This window comes from Paenibacillus cellulositrophicus (assembly GCF_009363095.1).
Classification (GTDB): domain Bacteria; phylum Bacillota; class Bacilli; order Paenibacillales; family Paenibacillaceae; genus Paenibacillus_AQ; species Paenibacillus_AQ favisporus.
The window spans coordinates 4,688,973-4,706,749 of the sequence record NZ_CP045295.1; the positions used below are offsets into that span (position 1 = coordinate 4,688,973).

At 55.3% G+C, this 17,777-nt stretch carries 18 protein-coding genes; 14 read left to right on the plus strand and 4 right to left on the minus strand.

The genetic code is table 11. The features are described 5' to 3' along the window. The first annotated feature begins 31 nt into the window (after positions 1–31). From GCU45_RS21175 to tyrS, 6 genes are all read left to right on the plus strand, one after another. The gene (locus tag GCU45_RS21175; protein ID WP_152400315.1) at positions 32–604 is read left to right on the plus strand and encodes a sulfurtransferase TusA family protein; all 573 of its coding nucleotides are present in this window, start codon (positions 32–34) and stop codon (positions 602–604) included. A 46-nt stretch (positions 605–650) separates the two neighbouring features. Further along, entirely contained in the window at positions 651–1,046 is a 396-nt protein-coding gene (locus GCU45_RS21180) for a DsrE/DsrF/DrsH-like family protein (RefSeq protein WP_152400317.1), read from the plus strand. Positions 1,047–1,063: 17 nt separating this feature from the next. Next, entirely contained in the window at positions 1,064–2,218 is a 1,155-nt protein-coding gene (locus GCU45_RS21185) for an MBL fold metallo-hydrolase (RefSeq protein ID WP_152400319.1), read from the plus strand. A 71-nt stretch (positions 2,219–2,289) separates the two neighbouring features. Next, a complete protein-coding gene (locus tag GCU45_RS21190; RefSeq protein WP_152400321.1) occupies positions 2,290–3,081 on the plus strand; it encodes a sulfite exporter TauE/SafE family protein in 792 nt (263 codons plus the stop codon). 119 nt (positions 3,082–3,200) lie between these two features. Next, a complete protein-coding gene (locus GCU45_RS21195) occupies positions 3,201–3,470 on the plus strand; it encodes a metal-sensitive transcriptional regulator (protein WP_152400323.1) in 270 nt (89 codons plus the stop codon). Positions 3,471–3,903: 433 nt separating this feature from the next. Continuing rightward, a complete protein-coding gene (gene tyrS / locus GCU45_RS21200; RefSeq protein ID WP_152400324.1) occupies positions 3,904–5,163 on the plus strand; it encodes a tyrosine--tRNA ligase in 1,260 nt (419 codons plus the stop codon). Positions 5,164–5,324: 161 nt separating this feature from the next. Here the strand turns inward: tyrS and GCU45_RS21205 are convergent, their stop codons facing one another. Beyond that, the gene (locus tag GCU45_RS21205) at positions 5,325–5,843 is read right to left on the minus strand and encodes a DUF3231 family protein (protein WP_152403236.1); all 519 of its coding nucleotides are present in this window, start codon (positions 5,841–5,843) and stop codon (positions 5,325–5,327) included. A gap of 336 nt (positions 5,844–6,179) precedes the next feature. Between GCU45_RS21205 and GCU45_RS21210 the strand changes: the two genes are divergently transcribed. The 5 genes from GCU45_RS21210 (at position 6,180) to GCU45_RS21230 (ending at position 11,353) form a co-directional block, all read left to right on the plus strand. Then, complete coding sequence (locus GCU45_RS21210) at positions 6,180–7,010, plus strand: alpha/beta hydrolase (RefSeq protein ID WP_152400326.1); 831 nt, start codon at positions 6,180–6,182, stop codon at positions 7,008–7,010. Positions 7,011–7,204: 194 nt separating this feature from the next. Next, complete coding sequence (locus tag GCU45_RS21215) at positions 7,205–8,716, plus strand: YheC/YheD family protein (protein ID WP_167527180.1); 1,512 nt, start codon at positions 7,205–7,207, stop codon at positions 8,714–8,716. A 94-nt stretch (positions 8,717–8,810) separates the two neighbouring features. Further along, the gene (locus GCU45_RS21220; protein WP_089549965.1) at positions 8,811–9,227 is read left to right on the plus strand and encodes a VOC family protein; all 417 of its coding nucleotides are present in this window, start codon (positions 8,811–8,813) and stop codon (positions 9,225–9,227) included. A gap of 406 nt (positions 9,228–9,633) precedes the next feature. After that, on the plus strand, positions 9,634–10,545 hold the full coding sequence (locus GCU45_RS21225; RefSeq protein WP_152400330.1) for a prenyltransferase: 912 nt from the start codon (positions 9,634–9,636) through the stop codon (positions 10,543–10,545). A gap of 46 nt (positions 10,546–10,591) precedes the next feature. Beyond that, positions 10,592–11,353 (plus strand): DUF6081 family protein, encoded by a 762-nt coding sequence (locus tag GCU45_RS21230; protein WP_105442101.1) that lies wholly within the window; start codon positions 10,592–10,594, stop codon positions 11,351–11,353. 177 nt (positions 11,354–11,530) lie between these two features. Here the strand turns inward: GCU45_RS21230 and GCU45_RS21235 are convergent, their stop codons facing one another. From GCU45_RS21235 to GCU45_RS21245, 3 genes are read right to left on the minus strand one after another with little or no spacing between them, the layout of a single operon-like run. Then, a complete protein-coding gene (locus tag GCU45_RS21235; protein WP_152400332.1) occupies positions 11,531–12,445 on the minus strand; it encodes a glycine betaine ABC transporter substrate-binding protein in 915 nt (304 codons plus the stop codon). A 1-nt stretch (position 12,446) separates the two neighbouring features. Next, on the minus strand, positions 12,447–13,280 hold the full coding sequence (locus GCU45_RS21240) for an ABC transporter permease (RefSeq protein ID WP_076174858.1): 834 nt from the start codon (positions 13,278–13,280) through the stop codon (positions 12,447–12,449). Continuing rightward, positions 13,258–14,475, minus strand: a complete 1,218-nt coding sequence (locus tag GCU45_RS21245; RefSeq protein WP_152400334.1) for a quaternary amine ABC transporter ATP-binding protein — start codon at positions 14,473–14,475, stop codon at positions 13,258–13,260. The genes GCU45_RS21240 and GCU45_RS21245 overlap by 23 nt, the downstream gene beginning before the upstream one ends. A 365-nt stretch (positions 14,476–14,840) precedes the next feature. On the opposite strand from GCU45_RS21245, the gene GCU45_RS21250 reads away from it, so the two are divergent. The 3 genes from GCU45_RS21250 (at position 14,841) to GCU45_RS21260 (ending at position 17,775) form a co-directional block, all read left to right on the plus strand. Further along, a complete protein-coding gene (locus GCU45_RS21250) occupies positions 14,841–15,410 on the plus strand; it encodes a GbsR/MarR family transcriptional regulator (protein WP_116231912.1) in 570 nt (189 codons plus the stop codon). Positions 15,411–15,566: 156 nt separating this feature from the next. Further along, positions 15,567–16,862, plus strand: a complete 1,296-nt coding sequence (locus GCU45_RS21255) for an aspartate aminotransferase type Ic (RefSeq protein ID WP_152400336.1) — start codon at positions 15,567–15,569, stop codon at positions 16,860–16,862. A 304-nt stretch (positions 16,863–17,166) separates the two neighbouring features. Beyond that, complete coding sequence (locus GCU45_RS21260; RefSeq protein WP_244364187.1) at positions 17,167–17,775, plus strand: YkoP family protein; 609 nt, start codon at positions 17,167–17,169, stop codon at positions 17,773–17,775. Positions 17,776–17,777 lie beyond the last annotated feature (2 nt).

The following is a 17,777-nucleotide window of genomic DNA, read 5'->3' on the forward strand; positions in this document are numbered from 1 at the left end:
GGATTTTACTTTATAAGGGAGGTTTACAAGCATGGCGGATATTTCGGTAAATGTCACTGTGGACTGCAAAGGTTTGTCCTGCCCGATGCCTATCGTCCGAACCAAAAAAGCGATGGACCAGCTTGAAGCGGGTCAGGTCATCGAGGTGTTGGCCACGGACCGGGGGTCTTTGGCGGACATGCAGGGCTGGGCCAAAAATACGGGCCACCAGTACCTGGGGACGCTCGAAGACGGGGAGGTGCTGAAGCATTACCTGCGCAAATCCCGGCCGGAAGAGCTGAAGGAAGCGGCGAATTACCCGCATACCATTTCCAATGAAGAGCTTCAAAGCAAGCTCGCAGCGAGCGAGGACATAGTCACTCTCGACGTGCGGGAGCCGGCTGAATATGCGTTTGGTCACATACCCGGGGCGGTATCTATTCCGCTGGGGGACCTGGAGGCGCGCCTTTCGGAGTTGGATCCTGAAGACAGCATTCATGTAGTATGCCGCACAGGATCGCGCAGCGATCTGGCATGTCACCTTCTTGCCGAGCATGGATTTCAGTATGTAAGCAACGTCGTGCCCGGCATGTCCGCATGGACGGGACCGATTGGAAATCAATAAAACCAAAACCAACAACCAAATTCAATAATTTACGGAGGTATGATCCATGAGTACAAAAGTAGCGATTATCGCCAGCAACGGCGGACAGTTTGATGCCTATAAAGTGTTTAACATTGCCACGGCGGCCGCAGCCACCGAGGCGGAGGTAGCCATCTTCTTTACATTCGAAGGATTGAATCTGATTCACAAGCAGGCCCATCAGCAGCTTCCGCTGCCGGCTGGACGCGAGCAATTCGCCGAAGGTTTTCAAAAAGCTAACGTTCCGGGCATTCCGGAACTGGTCGCGATGGCCCAGGAGCTTGGCGTCCGGATGATCGGCTGCCAAATGACGATGGATGTCATGAATTTGACGAAGGATGAATTTATCGACGGGATTGAAGTCGGCGGAGCGGTGACCTTCCTCGACTTTGCCAAGGATGCCAACGTCACCTTATCGTTCTGACAAGGAGGAATGGAAAAATGACAGCTTCAGCGAATGCGAATCCGGGCGTGATGACAGCCAAGGAGCTGACACGGCGGATTTTGGCCAAGGAAGAACTGTTGATTTTGGACGTCCGCAATGAGAGTGACTTTAACGACTGGAAGATCGAAGGGGAGCGGATAGAGATCGTCAACATCCCGTACTTCGATCTGCTGGACGGTGTTGATGACGCCCTTGCCCGGCTGCCTGAAGGCAAAGAGGTTCTCGTCGTGTGCGCCAAGGAGGGATCCTCCCAATTCGTCGCCGAACAGCTGGCTGAAGCGGGCAGAACCGGCGTGTCCTACCTGGAAGGCGGCATGAAATCCTGGAGCGAGCATTTGGAACCGGTCCAGATCGCCGAATTGGACGGCGGGGGCGCGCTGTATCAGTTCGTGCGGATCGGCAAAGGCTGCCTGTCTTATATGGTGGTCTCCGGCGGCGAAGCTGCCGTTATCGATACGCCGCGCATGACGGGCATCCTGGAAAGCTTTGCAGGCGAACAGGGGGCGGTGATCAAGCATACGCTGGACACGCACCTGCATGCCGACCACATTTCCGGCGGAAAAGCGTTAGCCGAACGCACTGGAGCGTCCTACTGGCTGCCGCCGAAAGATGCGGAGGAAGTTACCTTCTCCTACGAGCGCCTGGAGGAAGGCCGGGAGATTAACGTGGGAAGCACCACCATCGCAATCGAGCCGGTATATTCCCCGGGGCATACGATTGGAAGCACGTCGCTGATCATCGATGGGAAGTATCTGCTGACCGGCGATATTTTATTCGTCGAATCGATCGGCCGTCCAGACCTGGCGGGCCAAGCGGAGGATTGGGTGGACGACCTGCGGAGCACGCTGTACAGCCGGTATAAAGGGCTGTCCGAGGACTTGATCGTCCTGCCGGCGCATTTCGGCAAAATCTCCGAGCTTGGTGAGAACGGGAAGGTCATGGCCCGGCTGGCGGACCTGTTCCGTCACAATCCGGGGCTGAACATTCAGGACGAGGAATCGTTCCGGCGCACCGTTACGGAAAATCTCCCGCCGCAGCCCCATGCCTATCAGGAGATCCGGCAGGCAAACATGGGCAAAATCCATCCGACCGAGGAGGAGCAGCGTGAGATGGAGATCGGGCCGAACCGCTGTGCGGTTCATGACAAGTAACCAGCTTACGAAATGCGCGACAGCCTGTTTTCACTAAGGATGCTTAGGGAGGAGAAAGGAGGGAGGACGCCATGACGGATATGATGCTCTACGCTGTCATGCTGCTGCTGGGTCTCGTCGGATCGTTCTTCTCCGGACTGCTCGGCATCGGCGGGGCGATCATCAATTTCCCCCTGCTGCTGTATGTTCCGCCTATGCTGGGATTGCCGTCGTTCTCCGCGCATGAGGTTTCCGCGATCAGCATGTTCCAGGTTTTCTTCTCTTCACTGGCCGGCGTGCTGGCGTACCGTTCGAAGCCGGAACCGAAAGGAGGGGCGGTGCACAAAGGTCTCGTCATGTATATGGGGGGAGGCATTCTGGCCGGCAGCCTGCTCGGAGGACTGGCCTCCGGAACGATGGACGGAACGGCTATCAACGTGATTTACGGCATTTTGGCGGTACTCGCCGTCGTCCTCATGCTCATTCCGAACCGGGGAACGGAGAGCCGGTCTGAACCGCTAACGTTTAACAAAACCGTAGCCGTCATGGCGGCTTTTCTGGTCGGTGCTGTGTCCGGCATCGTGGGTGCGGGCGGATCGTTTATACTGATTCCGATCATGCTGACGGTGCTGCGCATTCCCACCCGGACGACGATCGCTTCCTCGCTGGCCATCGTGCTGATTTCGGCGGTCGGTGGAGTCATCGGCAAAATCGCGGGCGGGGGCATTCCGCTCGGACCGACCGTCTTTACCGTCCTTGGCAGCCTGATCGGGGCTCCGCTCGGATCGAGAATCAGCTCCAGGATGAACGTGACATTTTTGCGGTATGCGCTGGTAGTGTTAATCGCCTTCACAGCTGTAAAAATATGGGCGTCCCTGCTGTGAGAAAGATCGGGTGGAATAAATTTCAGTGCGGCAGCGGGATCCGTACCAGTGTAGTTTTGTTTTTTTTGCTCTATAATATACCCATACCGGTATATCGTTAGAAAAGGTGGGATCCTGACATGGATTACAATTACACGGATGAAATGAAAACACGTCTGCGCCGCATCGAAGGGCAGATCCGGGGCGTGCTTCGCCTCATGGATGAAGGAAAATCATGTAAAGAGGTCGTCTCCCAATTGTCCGCCGTGCGCAACGCCTCGGATAAGGCGATCGCCCAGATCGTTGCGGAGAACCTGCAGCAGTGCATCCTGGCAGAGCAGGAGGCCGGGAATATGGACACCGGAAAAATGGTGAAGGAAGCCGTGGAGCTGCTGGTGAAAAGCCGGTAAACCCTGGCATTTGACAACCCCGGAGGAAATCAATATACTTTGCTTATCCATTTGAATATTCGGAATATACGCGGAAAGAGCGAAGTAGCGGGAAGTCCCTGTTCTCAGAAAGCCGGGGGTCGATGCGACCCGGCAGCACACGGTCCTGACGAATTACACTCTGGAGTATCTTGGGTAATGCCAAGCGGAATGGCCAACGTTACATGCGCCGTCGAGTGGTGCAGCATGCTTTGAATGAGGCAGCCCTGCGCAATGTGGGTGGTAACACGGTTATTACAATCGTCCCTTAGGTCTGTTTCAGGCCGGGGGGCGATTTTTTGCGTTTCCCGGCTTCATGAAGAAGCCTTGCATCCGGGAGAAGCCCGCCTCGATCCATGTATAACCGATTTTTAACCCCATATATCATGAACAAGCAAAGGAGCTGGACAAGAAAATGAACATTATTGACGAACTGGAGTGGCGCGAGGCCATTAACCAACAGACGGACGCGGAGGGACTCCGCCAATTGACGGAGGAGAAATCGATCTCCCTGTACTGCGGCGTCGACCCGACCGGGGACAGCATGCACATCGGGCACCTGATCCCGTTCATGATGCTGAAACGGTTCCAGCTGGCCGGACACCGGCCGGTCATTCTGATCGGCGGCGCCACCGGAACGATCGGCGACCCGAGCGGACGCCAGTCCGAACGCACGCTGCAGACGATGGAACAGGTGCAGGCGAACGTGGACGCCCTGACCGCCCAAATGAAGAAGCTGTTCCTGACGGAAGGCGACAACCAGCTGCGCATGGTGAACAACTACGACTGGACGCATCAGCTGAACGTCATTGATTTTCTCCGCGATTACGGGAAAAACTTCAGCATCAACACGATGCTGGCCAAGGATATCGTTGCCAACCGGCTCGAAACCGGCATTTCGTACACGGAATTTTCCTACCAAATTCTGCAGTCGATGGACTTCCTGCACCTGTACCGGGAAGAGGACGTCCAGCTGCAGATCGGCGGCTCCGACCAATGGGGCAACATTACGAGCGGCCTGGATCTGATCCGGAAAAAGGAAGGCCCGGAAGCGAAAGCATTCGGCCTGACCATTCCGCTCATGCTGAAGGCGGACGGCACGAAATTCGGCAAAACCGCCGGCGGCGCCATTTGGCTCGATCCGAAGAAAACGACGCCGTACGAGTTCTACCAGTTCTGGGCGAACACGGACGACCGCGACGTCGTCAAGTACCTGAAGTACTTCACCTTCCTGGACAAAGAAGCGATCGACGCTTTGGCGGAAAAGGTGCAGACCGAGCCGCACAAACGCGAAGCACAGATTACGCTGGCCGAGGAAATGACCCGGTTCGTCCATGGCGAAGAAATGCTGGCCCAGGCTAAAAAGATCACGGCTGCGCTCTTCAGCGGCGACATCAAGTCGCTTACCGCGGACGAAATCGAGCAGGGCTTCAAGGAAATGCCGACGTTTGAAGCGCCGAAGGAATCCAAGAACATCGTCGACTGGCTTGTTGATGTCGGTATCGAGCCGTCCAAGCGCCAAGCGCGCGAGGATCTGAATTCGGGAGCCATCTCCATGAACGGTGAGCGCGTCACCGACGCCGAACTTGAAGTAAGCGCCGACCATGCCATCGAAGGCCGGTTTATCATCATCCGCAAAGGCAAGAAAAAATACCATCTCGTGAAGCTGTCCTAGTCTCCGGACTTTTTTCGGAGTCAAGAACTGCGTCAGAACGTCAAACGAAATCTATCACAAAAAAGGCTTTCCTGCCGTCCATGGGGACGAAGGGAAAGCCTTTTTGCCGTACATTCCGACTTGCGTGAACGGGAGTCGCCGTAAACGGCAGAGGGGTTGGGTTATGCCTTTTCCTCAACCGGACGCTCAACGTGAAGCGGTGGAGGAACAAGCCAGCCCTTCTCCTTGTTCATACGCAAAATCCGCACGCCGAGGGCGGTCTTGGTCGTATGGTATTTGGCGAATAATGCGCCGATGTCCTCGCGGATGGACATACCCATAATCGCGCTGCAGGCGGCCAGTCCCGCGGCGGTGTCGGCTGCCAGCTTGGCGCCGATTTCCTGGTCCATAAAGCGGGCCCCGGGCGGTATGTCTTCCAGATGGACGGCCGGTCTATCGGCCATAATCGGCGCCGGGACGACGCCGTTGTCGGTCAGCAGCTTGTCGCATTCCTTGATTTCGGTCTTGGCTTGGTCGATCAGGTCCTCAAGAATTTGTTTGAGGTCTTTGTCTCCGGCATGGTTCAGATATACCTGATAGCAGGAGACGAGTCCTTTGGCCATCATCGAAACTTCCCATAAATTGAAGACTTCGCCGTAATGCATAGGCTGGTGTTTCGGATTTCCGTCGAGAATACCCATCGATTTCATTCTCTCCTTAGTTTTAGGTAGGGCAGTACCGTTACATTATGAGCAATTCCCTTCGGTTTCATGTACGCAGCTGAAGCTTGTAGCTCCGCTACCGGATTGCATATCACGAGTCGCCGGACCGCGTTTCGATGACCGGCTGGCACGATACCGAACCGATCGGCAGATGAGTTTTCAGCACGAAACGTCGTTGGCGGATTGTATATCAAGCTGCTGAAGAATCAGGGGCTTTCGCGCTGGCTTTTCGGCTAAATTGAGTGTAAGCCCTTTAATTATGTGTGCTCCCATTGTAAAATGGTGGACAAAACCATATGACAAGGGGACGATCGAATGAGCACAGCAGCAAGCAGGCTGCCTGACAGCAAGCAGCGCATACCACTATGGGAGGATGTTCCGCTGGGACAAAGCGGGCCGGAGAACGAGGGCTGCCCCAGCATTACGCCTTACCTGCTTGAAGGGGAGGGTCCTTTCCCGATGATGGTGGTATGCCCGGGAGGCGGATACGTCATGCGCGCAGACCATGAAGGCGAACCGATCGCCTTGTGGCTGAACAGCATCGGGGTGTCGGCGGTGGTCCTGAACTACCGCGTGTCGCCGAACCGCCACCCGGTTCCGCTGGGAGACGCCCAGCGGGCGATCCGCACGGTGCGAAGCCTCGCGGCCGATTGGAACATCGACCCGGCGCGGGTAGGCATTTTGGGCTTTTCCGCCGGTGGGCACTTGGCGTCCACCGCTGGCACCCATTTTGATGCAGGCCAGGCGGATGCGGAAGATCCGGTCGAGCGCGAGAGCAGCCGTCCCGACCTGCAGGTGCTGTGCTATCCGGTCATCAGCTTCGGGCCATATACCCACGAAGGCAGCAAGTATTCGCTGCTCGGGGAAGAGCCGGACCCGGAACTGGTCCAGTATTTGTCCAACGAGACGCGGGTCACGCCGGATACGCCGCCGGCCTTTATTTGGCATACGGCCGATGACGGGGCCGTTCCTGCGGAGAACAGCCTGTTCTTAGCCCTCGCTTTAAGCCGCGAGAAGATTCCTTATGCGCTGCATGTATTTGAGGCCGGACGGCACGGACTTGGGCTCGCGGAGGAAGAAGAGGCCGTCAAGGCATGGCCGGACCTGTGCGCGACCTGGCTGAGAGAACGGCAATTCATACAATAATGCTATCACCCGAAAGAAAGGGACGACGCTTATGGAGCGGACGTCCCTTCTTGCCGTTAAGGAGGGGATAAGCACTTCCATCCTCTCCAAGGCATACGCTGGTTACGAACGAGTTGAATTGAAAACCCCCAGGAGGATGATACAGAAGTGATGACCCGTACTTTTGGCATCGGAAACTCAGGCAGGGGATGGGTATGAACACCACGCTCGGCCTAATGTCTGCCAAGACGGCCGGAAGGTCCCATTTTCTTCCCTATGTTGAGGCAGCGAATGAGGCAGGTTTCAAACGGTTGATTCTTTTTGCGCCTGAAGATGTGAACTTGGCCCGGCGAAAAATTACCGGTTACACTTATCAAAAGCATAAATGGGTGCGTACGGTACAGGGATTTCCGGATCTCATTTATGATATAGGCCATTACAGGACGATCCGCGGTTACCAGCAAGCGGAAGAAATCAAATCCTTCAGCCGGCTGCCCTTTGTTGGGGACTGGCTTGGCAATAAGTGGGTCGTCTATCAGGGACTGAAGGCGTCCCCGGAAATCGCGGAGCATTTGGTGGAGACGGAGCTGCTGATTCGGGCGGCCGACGGGATTTCCATGCTGGAGCAGCACAAAGCGCTCATGCTGAAACCGGTCAGCGGAGAATCGGGTACCGGGATCAAACGGATCAGTCTTCGCAAGGACATGCTGATTATTGAGGAAGACGGGGGCGTATGCCGCGGCATCAAGGTGGAATCGGCAGGGAGATATTTAGATCAGCTGGCCGCCAAAGGTTATATGATGCAGCCGGCGCTCGATTTGCGCGTGAACAGCCGAAACCCCTGGGACTGCCGTGCGCTGATTCAGAAAGATGGGCTGGGCAGCTGGAGCTTTACCGGGCTCGTCGTCCATGTAGGACAGACAAGCCGTCTGACGACGCATCCGGAGCACGGCGGGCAAACGTTGGAGGGGTATCCCTTCTTGGCCAAAAGATTTGGGGAGGAGGAAGCGAAGAGGCTGTACGAACAGGTTGGGGACCTGTCACGGCGGATCGCAGAGCAGCTGGAGCTATATTACAACCGGAGCTTTGCCGAATTGGGCGTCGACTTGGCCATAGGCGAAGATCGGTCCCTCTATATTCTGGAAGTGAACCATAAGCCGGGCAAGCCGTTCATGCGAACGGAGCGTGACCTCGAACTCTATTTGAAAAGCATCCGGGTGCCGTTCCAATACGCGGCTTATCTGGCTCATAGGCAAGCGGCGGTTATTCCGGCGGCACCTCCATGGTCGCGGGATACGTCCGGATGCTCCAGAGCGGAGCTCATCGAACAGATCATCCAGGACGGCATGGCATTCTACCGGACTCCATACCGGTTCGGTGCGGTGCCCTGGTCCATCGACGCGTTCGATTGCAGCTCCTTCATGCAATTTATTTTTGCCAAAAACGGTCTGCTGCTGCCGCGTACGTCCAGACAGCAAAGCCTCCTGGGATATGACGTGGCTAGAACGAACCTGCAGCGGGGCGATCTGCTGTTCTTTTCCGTCCACTCCCGAACGCATAAAAAAGGGCTGGAACGAATCGGCCATGTCGGCATTTATCTTGGCGGCGGCCGGTTCCTTCATTCCTGCAAAGCGGGCGGCGTCGTGGTCACGGAGCTCTCGGATCCGTATTGGAATCGGCTGTATATTAAGGGCCGCCGGGTGATTGAAGAGGATGGCCGCTCGTAAGCGGCGTCCTTTTTTCAGCATGTCCTTATCAATCGCTGAGGCGTGGGATATAATGGATTGTGCATGTCCCATATGATAAAGGAGGACTTCCCGAATGAGTGTAAAGATATCGCCTTACATTGTAATGAATGGCAATTGTGCCGAGGCCGTTGCGTTTTATGAAAAAGTGTTGCAGGCCAAAAACCTGGGATTGTCCCGCTTCAGCGATATGCCGGATCCGGATCATCCGCTGCCGGATGAAGCCAAAGATCGCGTACTGCACGCCGCACTTGAATTTGACGGCAACACGCTGCTCTTCTCCGATACGTTTCCGGGAAATCCGTATCAGCTTGGGGATCAGTTGAGCATCGCCATTACATCAAATGACAGCGAGCGTCTCCAATCGGTCTTCGCCGGATTGTCGGATGGGGGACAGGTGCTGATGGAACTGCAGAAGACGTTCTGGAGCCCGGCCTTCGGCATGGTCCGGGACAAGTTCGGCATTACGTGGCAGGTCAGCACAGAGCAATAGGAATTAGGTCAGGCAGGTCGGTACGGACTGCGGATCCAGGCAGGCGCTTCTAAGACAATCTACCAGTTGATTCTCGTCAATCAGAAACAAGCCACGGCACAACCGGAACGCTCCCTTCTTCATTCGAAGGGCAGCGGAAAAGAGGGCCGTGGCTTTTTTGGCTTGGTCTGAAACCTGACATCGCGTGGAATCTTCCTGATTTATACATTCCGGTGACAACATCCGCGAAAGTGTGATATCCTTGTGAAGGATGATACAAACCTGCTTTCCTGTAGGTTGTCGTTAACGATATCCATCATGGGAAAGTTTGTGAAAAATATCATTTGTTTGGCAATACGGCGTTTTCGCCCGAAAATTATACGAACCCATTTATCATGGGTACATTATAAGGAAGGGAGCATGGTGCATGCTCAAACAGTTCATGAAAGCCTCACGCTTCGGAGTTGTACCGGTCATGCTGATTCCGGTCGCGCTGGGAGCGTTGGGGGCTTTTGTATGGAACGGCGTTTTTAACGTCTGGCTGTTTCTGATTACGCTTGTCGGCGCGGCGGCGGCCCACCTGTTCTCCAACATGGTGAACGACCTGTGGGATTACAAGAGCGGGACCGATACGGCTGCCAAAGAGGCAGTGGATGCGGTCTCCACGAACTCGGGCTTTTTGACGGGCGGCGTATGGAGCATTCGCAAGTTTGCGGCGGTCACTTGGGCGCTGTTTGGCCTTGCCGCGGCTTGCGGAATTATATTGGCCGTATTCTCAGGGCCGTGGGCTTTCATTTTCGGCGCACTCGGCGGCTTGATCGCATACTTCTATGTGGCGCCGCCACTGAAGTTCGGATACCGGGGCAAAGGCTACTCGGAAGTCGCAATCCTGCTCTCGTTCGGCGTTCTTCCGGTCATGGGTGCCTATTATGTGCAAACCTCGCATTTGGATCTGCGGGCGCTGCTCCTGTCCCTGCCGATCGGCCTGTTAACTACGCTGATTCTGTTCAACCATCACTTTTTACACTGGCAGGCCGACCGCCAGGCCGGCAAACGTACGCTGGTCGTCGTGTGGGGCGAGCAAAGAGCGCTTGGCTTCTCCCGGTTTCTGCTGTTTCTGTCCGCGCTGATGCTCGTGGTCAGCGTCATTGCCGGGGCGCTTCCGGTGTACGGACTGCTGGCCCTGCCGGGCATGATTCCGCTGTACCAGGTGTACGGCAAGCTGAAGTCTCATAATAACAGTCATGCCTATATTCCGCTGATGGGAGCTTCGGTGAAATCGACCCAGCGGAGCGGGATCATTATGATTATATGTTTACTGATACAAGGCTTGATCTGACCTTACGGCCATATTGACTTAAGCGAGAAAGGAAGTTCGATGCTACATGGTACAACAACGCGTTTTTGGGGATTTTCATACGATTTTGTCGGAGGGCGAGGTTTGGAAAATCGGCGGCTTTCCGCTGCCGGACGGTACGTTCTGGGAATACCGGGAGCCTGATGCGGTAGTCATTGTCCGCAACGGCATTCTGTACGTCCGTGCTCCATTGAGCCGGCAAAACGACCAGATTCAAATTTTGGACAACGCGAAGCACATGTATTATTCAGTGGAAACGGTCAAAGTACCGGATCACGGAGTGGTCGACTTCGAACTGCAGATCCGTGCCCGCTCGGTCAATACCGTGCCGAACGATCTGTACGACGGCTACGTATCGCTTAACCTGCTGGATTTCACGACCGGAGCGGCGCTGGATTTCTTTGCCGGCAACGACAAGTATGCCAGCGTATACGCTGTTCTTCCTTTCCCGGGGGTAGAGGTTCCGCCATCGGACAAGACCCGGTACTTCTGCATCTTTAAAGAAGACACCAACTTTAAGCCACGTGAATTTAATACCTACAAAATTACGTATGACCGCGGAAACGACGAAGCTGTGTTCTATTTGAACGGCACGGAAATCCGCCGGGAGAAGAACATCCCGATCAAGTTCAACGAGTTTACGATCGCGCTCGGCATCATGACTGAGAAGGACATCTCGCCGGAAGGCAGCGTGTCCGTTCATGGGCAGGTCGTGACGGCCGAGTATTCGCCGGTCACCGTGACGATCGACGACCGTTCGGAGAATAAGCGGGCTGCTGAAGAAGAGTAACCGTCAGAGTAGAGAGGCTCACAGCAGAGCCATTCTATAGAATGACTGTACCGGTTCGGTGTCTGGATGACGGACCGGATTCCTCTTCCAGCAAAAAAAAAGGGCTGGGTCCCCAGGTAGAACAATCTACCGGGGCCCAGCCCTTTTTTTGTATGAACCTATAGAGAATGAATTGAATTATTTCTTCAGGTCTTCGATGGACTTAATGTCAACGTAGGACGGCACGACCAATCCGGTTTTGACGCCGGTCATATTAGCGCCCAGATCATCGATCTGGTCTTTGAATTTGGCGAGGTAATCGGCATGGGTCAGCGGCAGCCAGGCTGCGGCCGATGCGTCCACGTCCCCGTTGGCGACGCCGGTCCACATCGGTCCTGCCTCTACCTGCAGGGCGGTTACCTTGTAGCCCAGTTTCTCCTGGAGGATGTACTGCAGCAGGTTGGTGCTGGCGATTTCTGAATCCCAGGCTACGTAGCTCAGCTTCAGCGGGTTGCCGTTAACGGGCTTCAGGTCCTTGGTCCATTCATTGACCCGGTCGGCGTGGCTGTCAGCCCATGCCTTGGCGGCCTCTTCCGGCTTCTTGCCTTCCTGGATCGCTGTCATGATCTCGCCCATTTCATCGGAGGACCATTCAAACCGGTCCAGGAATGCGTAAGCGGTCGGCTCATCCTGCTCCAGACCTTTGCGGGCAATCGTATGGATTTCCTCGGCTTCACCGTATACTTTCTTCGGATCATCCAGATACTTCAGGTCATATTTGGAGAACATCCAGTGCGGTGTCCATCCGGTAATGACGATCGGCTTTTTGGCCTTAATGTCTTTGGCCAGCGTCGCAGTCATCGCCGCGCCGGAGCCTTCAATCAGCTTCCAGTCGGACAGGCCGTATTCTTCGATGGCTTTGTTGGTCGCCTTCATGATCCCGGCACCAGGGTCGATGCCGATGATTTCGTAGTTGACCTGCTTACCGAAGGAATCAGCGCTGCCTTCTCCGCTTGCCGACCCGCCGGATCCGTTTTGGCCGCAGGCGGACAGCATCAATGCTCCTGCCAGGCCCAAGCTGGCCAGGATCGTCCATTTTTTCTGTTTTTTCATGTTATGCACCCCTTTTTTTGGATTTAAATAAGTTTTGCGTAAATCGGTCGAGCACGATGGCGAGAATAACCACCGCAAGACCGGCTTCGAAGCCTTTCCCAATTTGGAGCTGGGTTACCGCGCGGTATACCTCAGCCCCGATGCCTTGGGCGCCGATCATTGAAGCGATGACGACCATGGACAGCGACAGCATGATGGTCTGGTTGATGCCGGCCATCAGCGTTGGCATAGCCAACGGCAGCTGCACCTTGAAGAGCTTCTGCGGTCCGGTGGACCCGAAGGCATCGGCTGCTTCCGTGAGCTCGCCCGATACCTGCTGAATGCCGAGCAGGGTCAGGCGGATCGTCGGCGGAATCGCGAAGATAACCGAAGCGATGACCCCTGGCACGACGCCCAGGCTGAAGAAGGTAACTGCCGGCAGCAGATAGACGAAGGCCGGCATCGTCTGCATGAAATCGAGTATCGGCGTAATGATACGGGAAGCTCCTCTGCTGTAAGCACACCAGATGCCGATCGGAACGCCTAAGACGACCGAGATCAGGGCGGAGGTAATGACGAGACTGAGAGTATCCATCGTCTGCGGCCAGTACCCCAGGTTATAGATCAGCAGAAATCCGATCACCGAGAAAAGCGTCAGGGATATCCGCCCGACCAGGAAGGCAAGAATACCGAGTATGACGATAAACAGGAACGGATGCGGCAGCATGAATAGCCAGGTAAATCCGTTAACGATGCCTTCGATGACGCTCGAAATGAAGTCGAACAGGACCGTCAGATGGTCCCCCATCCAGCCGACCAATGCTTCAATCCACTCATCCAGCGGTATTTTCGGCATTTGGGCTCACCTCCTTCGAACTGTTCTCCCCGGCGAGCGCACCAAGCAGGGCTCCCCGGACGATCACGCCAGCAAGACGGTCGTTGTCGTCGACGACGGCGAGCGGTACCTTGGACATGCTGGTAATTTCAAACAGCTCGTTGATTAGGACGTCCGGATGCACTCTTGGACCGTCCGTGATCAGAATGTCCGCAAGCGTTTTGCCGCTGCGCATCGCTTCCGAGGCATCCTCCGCCGTGATGACGCCGAGCAGCCGCTTGCCGCGGTCGATGACGAACAGGTTGGAGATGCCGCGCTCGCGCATCAGCTCGAGCGCCACCCGCGGCCCCCGGTCCGGCATGATCGTTTCCGGACGGCGCATGACATGGGCGGCGGTCAGCACCTTGGACAGGTCGACGTCCTCGACGAACCGCTCCACATAGGCGTTGGCCGGCTGCGTCAGAATTTCTTCCGGCGTGCCCACCTGCACGACGGCGCCATCCTTCATGAGCGCAATCCGATCGCCGATCCGCAGCGCTTCGTCCAGATCGTGCGTGATGAAGATAATCGTTTTCTTCATCGTCTCCTGCAGTTCGAGCAGCTCATCCTGCATGTCACGGCGGATCAGCGGATCAAGCGCGCTGAAGGCTTCGTCCATCAGCAGAATCTCCGGGTCGTTCGCGAGCGCCCGGGCCAGACCGACGCGCTGCTGCATGCCGCCGCTCAGTTCGTCGGGAGATTTGTTTTCCCAGCCCTTGAGGCCGACCAGCTCGAGCGACTTCATCGCTTTCTCCGTGCGCTCCGGCTTTTTGACCTTTTGAATCTCAAGCCCGTATTCCACGTTTTCCAGTACGGTCCGGTGCGGAAACAGCGCGAACTTCTGAAAGACCATACTGATCGTCTGGCGCCGTACCTTACGGAGCTGCTCCTTACTCATTTTTCTTAAATCCTGCCCGTGAACGAGGATTTCCCCCGCCGTAGGCTCAATCAGCCGGTTCAGCATCCGGACGAGGGTGGATTTGCCGCTGCCGGACAGCCCCATAATGACGAAAATTTCGCCAGCTTCAATACTGAGGTTGACCCGGTTCACCCCGACGGTCACGGATTTTTCCTTCGCCAGCTTCTCCTTGTTCCAGCCTTGTTCGAGCAGTCCGACGCTTTGCTCCGCCTGGGCTCCGAACAATTTGCTGACTTGTTTAAGCTGCAAAATAGACAACAGTGATACCCCCTTATTGCTTCTCTATCGTTGATAAGTGCGAACACGATGCTGCGTGAATAACCAACGGGTAACAGTGTAACAATTAATATATATAGTATCAAACGTTTTAACCGTACGTAAAGAACGTACAGAAAAAACTGTACGAAATTTACTGCCGAATGCTCCCCTATCCGCCGTTTTCCTGACGGATCGGTTTCTTTACAATTAAAATACGTTTACATACAATAGACGATGAAGGTTTGGTCTTCTCCATACTTTTTCACTTACAATCACGGGCAACACAAGCGGATTCCGGACCTTGTACAGGCTTATGGGCCGGGGATTCTGCGGAGAATGGTTGAACAAATAAGGAGGTTGCAAGCATGAGCTTGGACCAATTCGAAGATGAACGCGACGCAGCAATCCACAAGGTACGCAAGCGCGTCATTGAAACGATCGGAAGAAACATGGACTTATATGGAATCTCCCAGTCCACCGGACATTTATACGGGCTGCTTTTTTTTGCGGACAAGCCGATGACCCTGGATGAAATGGGACGGGAAATGAAAATGAGCAAGACCAGCATGAGCACGGGCGTCCGGACCCTGCTGGACTTGAAGATGGTCAATAAAGTATGGGAGAAGGGCTCCCGCAAGGACTTATATGAAGTGGAATACGACTGGTATCAGACGTTTACCGACTTTTTCGATATCAAGTGGAGAAAATCGGTAGAGAGCAATATCCAGATTCTGAGCAAGTCCATCGACGAAATGGGCCGCTTGCTGACGGAGTACGAGCATGATCCCGAGTTCACCGAGCTGCTGCGCAAGGATATCGCCAAACTGCACGAGGCGGTTGCTTATTACGGCTGGCTGGACCGGCTCATCGATACGTTTGAGAGCGGAGAGATATTCAAGCTGGTCCCGAAGGAGCCTCCAACCCCACATAACTAAACATAAAAAGCACCGGAGCCGGGCTGCGCTACAGCAGTCCGGTTTTTTTGGATTTTCATGACGCCAGGCGTGGTGATTTTTGTAGTTGACATCCGCCTGCTTTCGGTCATATGGTGTAATTTAGTAAAAGTTAGACGAAGAGCTGAGTGAGGAGAGATGAAGATGGTTACGGGTTATGCCGGATGGCAGGAAGATGAGTTAAGGCGGGAGCAAGCCCGGCTGCAAGCTGAATACGAGGCATACCGGAGTCTTAATTTGAAGCTGGATATGTCCCGGGGCAAGCCGTGCCCGGAGCAACTGCAGCTTTCGAACGAAATGCTGGACGTTCTGCCGTCCGGGGAAGAGCTTCGGGCGGAGGATGGGACGGACTGCCGCAATTACGGAGGCCTTGACGGGCTCCCGGAGGCGAAGCGTTTTTTTGCCGAGATGCTTGGGGTTCAGTCTTCCGAAGTGATTGTTCAAGGCAACTCCAGCCTAAACTTGATGTATGATGCGCTGGCACGGGCGATGCTGTTCGGGGTGCTTGGCAGTGAGCAGCCGTGGAGCAGGCTCCCGTCCGTCAAATTCCTGTGTCCAAGCCCTGGGTATGACCGCCATTTTGCGATCTGCGAGCAGCTGAATATTGAAATGATCACCGTAGATATGACGCCGGAAGGGCCGGATATGGACGCAGTAGAAAGGCTTGTCGCCGAAGATGACTCCATCAAGGGGATTTGGTGTGTGCCGAAGTACAGCAACCCCGGCGGTATCACGTATTCCGACGAAACGGTGGAACGGCTGGCCCGGATGAAGACGAGGGCTGGCGATTTCCGCATTTTCTGGGATGACGCTTATACGGTCCATCATCTGACTTCAAGGCATGACGAGCTGAAAAATATGCTGGAAGCCTGCTCGAACGCCGGCAATCCCGACCGTGTATTCATCTTTGCATCCACTTCCAAGGTGACTTTTCCGGGGTCCGGCGTAGCGGCCTTGGCGGCGAGCAGGGACAACCTCAGCCATTTGAAAAAACAGCTGTCCGTGCAGACGATCGGCCCGGATAAAGTGAATCAGCTGCGGCACATCCGCTTTCTGAAGGATATGGAGCACCTGGGCCGCCACATGGAAAAGCATGCCGCGATCATCAAGCCGAAATTTGACTTGGTACTGAACAAGCTGGAATCCGGGCTCGGCTCTAAAGATATCGCTTTATGGAGTAAGCCCAACGGCGGTTATTTTATCAGCCTGAATACGATGGACGGCTGCGCACGGGAAGTCGTGCAGCGTGCAGCCGAGGCTGGGGTGACACTAACGCCTGCCGGAGCCACGTATCCGTACGGGCGCGATCCGCGGGACCGCAATATCCGAATTGCGCCAACCTATCCATCGCTCGAAGAGCTTGCGCAGGCCATCGATATTTTGTGCGTATGCGTGCAGCTGGTATCGATCGACCGTATTTTGGCGGATCAATAGAGCAGCATTTTTATTGAGACAGGCAGGTCAGGAGGAAGGGGTCAGATATGGTACCGCAGGATCGGTATCCCGGCCCAGCCCCCGGCCTGCCGTTTCTTTTTGCCCGATGACTGGGAAATAAGCGGCCTTCCCCGCCAACGGAAACCGGGCATGATGTTAGACAGCGCCGCGGACACGTCTTGTTCCACGAGGAACGTTTCACGGTCAGCGCATCAGACAAATAACTTTTTTTGGATGATTTGCATGGATTCCCTCATTTGAACCGTCAAACTGAATAGAACGAACTTAATAGAGAAGAGATGTGATGAAATTGATTAAAACGACGGCTTTGAAGACGGGAGTCCAGACGGCATGGATGAAATGGGAGGGCTTGTTCGACCGGATCACGCGGCTGCGGAGCAAGCGGGTGCTGAGTTACGGAATTTGCAAGCTGGTGGTTCGGCCTTTTCACGGGAAAAGCATCCGCAGTGACAGCGGGCAGTGGCTTCATGCCGGCGACTGGATTGGGGAGCTTCATTTGGATAACGGGCAGGTGCTGGAGCTGTCGCGGAGCCTTGGGCCGGACAGGGCGGCGCTGAAAACCGCCAGGCTCCTGAAGCAATCGCTCAGACAGATCCATGAAGCGATGGACCAGGTTCCCGAACTGGCTGAGGTCAAAGCGCTGACCGGAATTACGCTGCTTCACCGGGGACTGACCCATGGGCTGGGCTTTGAGCAGCACCAGCTGAAGGCCGGGTGGTTCCGTCTGCTGACGACGATCTATTTAAGGTTTCTGCTGCGAATGCTTCATCCCGCCGGGCAAAAACGCGTGAAGCACAGCGCTCCCAAGCTGGTTCCGCAGATGCTGCTCATGACAAGGCAAGCGTTCATGGAGCGGTACCGCCGAGAGTCACCTTTATATAACGTCGTATAACA

Coding starts and splice junctions, on each gene's coding strand:
- GCU45_RS21225 (WP_152400330.1), top strand. CDS start 9,634: ATGCTCAAACAGTTCATGAAAGCCTCACGCTTCGGAGTTGTACCGGTC.
- GCU45_RS21250 (WP_116231912.1), top strand. CDS start 14,841: ATGAGCTTGGACCAATTCGAAGATGAACGCGACGCAGCAATCCACAAG.
- GCU45_RS21190 (WP_152400321.1), top strand. CDS start 2,290: ATGACGGATATGATGCTCTACGCTGTCATGCTGCTGCTGGGTCTCGTC.
- GCU45_RS21185 (WP_152400319.1), top strand. CDS start 1,064: ATGACAGCTTCAGCGAATGCGAATCCGGGCGTGATGACAGCCAAGGAG.
- GCU45_RS21230 (WP_105442101.1), top strand. CDS start 10,592: ATGGTACAACAACGCGTTTTTGGGGATTTTCATACGATTTTGTCGGAG.
- GCU45_RS21175 (WP_152400315.1), top strand. CDS start 32: ATGGCGGATATTTCGGTAAATGTCACTGTGGACTGCAAAGGTTTGTCC.
- tyrS (WP_152400324.1), top strand. CDS start 3,904: ATGAACATTATTGACGAACTGGAGTGGCGCGAGGCCATTAACCAACAG.
- GCU45_RS21180 (WP_152400317.1), top strand. CDS start 651: ATGAGTACAAAAGTAGCGATTATCGCCAGCAACGGCGGACAGTTTGAT.
- GCU45_RS21210 (WP_152400326.1), top strand. CDS start 6,180: ATGAGCACAGCAGCAAGCAGGCTGCCTGACAGCAAGCAGCGCATACCA.
- GCU45_RS21240 (WP_076174858.1), bottom strand. CDS start 13,280: ATGCCGAAAATACCGCTGGATGAGTGGATTGAAGCATTGGTCGGCTGG.
- GCU45_RS21220 (WP_089549965.1), top strand. CDS start 8,811: ATGAGTGTAAAGATATCGCCTTACATTGTAATGAATGGCAATTGTGCC.
- GCU45_RS21255 (WP_152400336.1), top strand. CDS start 15,567: ATGAAGATGGTTACGGGTTATGCCGGATGGCAGGAAGATGAGTTAAGG.
- GCU45_RS21260 (WP_244364187.1), top strand. CDS start 17,167: ATGAAATTGATTAAAACGACGGCTTTGAAGACGGGAGTCCAGACGGCA.
- GCU45_RS21195 (WP_152400323.1), top strand. CDS start 3,201: ATGGATTACAATTACACGGATGAAATGAAAACACGTCTGCGCCGCATC.
- GCU45_RS21215 (WP_167527180.1), top strand. CDS start 7,205: ATGAACACCACGCTCGGCCTAATGTCTGCCAAGACGGCCGGAAGGTCC.
- GCU45_RS21205 (WP_152403236.1), bottom strand. CDS start 5,843: ATGGGTATTCTCGACGGAAATCCGAAACACCAGCCTATGCATTACGGC.
- GCU45_RS21235 (WP_152400332.1), bottom strand. CDS start 12,445: ATGAAAAAACAGAAAAAATGGACGATCCTGGCCAGCTTGGGCCTGGCA.